This window comes from Mesotoga sp. Brook.08.YT.4.2.5.2. (assembly GCF_003351125.1).
Taxonomy (GTDB): Bacteria; Thermotogota; Thermotogae; order Petrotogales; family Kosmotogaceae; genus Mesotoga.
This window is the reverse complement of the sequence record NZ_JPGZ01000069.1, coordinates 1-1,262: the sequence shown is the minus strand read 5'-3', so window position 1 is coordinate 1,262 and position 1,262 is coordinate 1. Positions and strand designations below refer to the sequence as shown.

The following is a 1,262-nucleotide window of genomic DNA, read 5'->3' as shown; positions in this document are numbered from 1 at the left end:
GAGGTTTCTTGAAGGGAATGGCGAGTATATCGAGTACCTAGGGCTGAAGACGATACCATCATTCCAGACCTTGTGTCGAAGAGCCAAACGGATACCTCTTCATGAAATAGTCCAGAAGATAACTAAACTCTTTACAGATCTGGAAGGGCTCGAAAGGAAAGAAGTTGCGGTAGATTCGTTCGTGAGCGGTCATGTAAAGGCTCTACAGCACAGAGAAGAAGGAAGAGAGGGAAGTATAAAGACCAGGGGGCCACTTGGGCGAAGACGAACAAAGACTTACGTTATGGAAGAAAGGTGCATATATCTCTTAATCTGGTCAACAAGTTAATAATCGACTGGATCATAACTGGAGGATCGACACACGATTCGAAGGTGGCACCGAAGATAGCTGACACATGTAAACCTAAGTACATTCTTTCTGATAGCGCATATGATTCCAATCAGTTCTATGGCTATATATTCGAGAAGACCGGTTTGATACCGGTTATTGACACAAACAGAAGGAGAGGTCTAGATACAGAAAAGCAGAAACAGCTCCGTTGACTGGCAACTGGACTGAAAAAGCTTCACTCAATGAGGTAGCAGCTAAGGGAAGAGATAGAGAGAACCAATTCAACACTCTAAGGTATCCTTGATTCGGAATTCACATAGTACATAAGAAATAGAGACTTTGACACAGTTATCGGCCTTAAGATTCTCACTTACAATCTCGTGGTCATTTACTATCATCTTCACCATCGTTATTTGAGAAAGATTATGGATTGGATATCATTCAAGCTATTTGATTAGTGAGACACCCTATTTAGGTTACTCTTCATAACAGAACAGTGTGAAAGCACAAAGAAGATAGCAAAATCAATTAGAAATTGACTATTCGCTGTCTACACTTTCACTACGTTATTGTGTCTTTTTCCTCTCTGGGAATGGGTTTCATTCATTTCATGTCGGAGAACTTCTGTTGGAGAGGGTTCTCAGAGTAAAAGGCGCTGTAATTACCAGTGGGATTACACCATCACAGAATCTTTATGCAGAGGCTCGTGACGTTAGAAACCTTATGTCTGACGCATTCAAGGCCATTATGGGTTCTGACAGAGTACGTGACGTGAAATATGTCGCGGGAGCGGCCGCTCCAAGCTGGACTGCCGTTCAAGCTGCAATGAACGATCTCTTGACTACTGAAAAAGTGGATTACATTACCCTCTACTTCATTGCACATGGAAACACTAATCTGATGAATCTTGGAGGAACAACTTTCTACGCGA

Annotated in this window: 3 pseudogenes; all 3 read left to right on the top strand. The window is 42.2% G+C overall.

The annotated features are described in order from the left end of the window. Nucleotides 1–328: pseudogene (locus Q502_RS14475) on the top strand (hypothetical protein); the annotation flags it as partial. Next, nucleotides 289–543: pseudogene (locus Q502_RS15175) on the top strand (transposase); the annotation flags it as partial. The pseudogenes Q502_RS14475 and Q502_RS15175, both read left to right, overlap by 40 nt. A 415-nt stretch (nucleotides 544–958) precedes the next feature. Further along, a pseudogene (locus Q502_RS14195) lies at nucleotides 959–1,262 on the top strand (hypothetical protein); the annotation flags it as partial.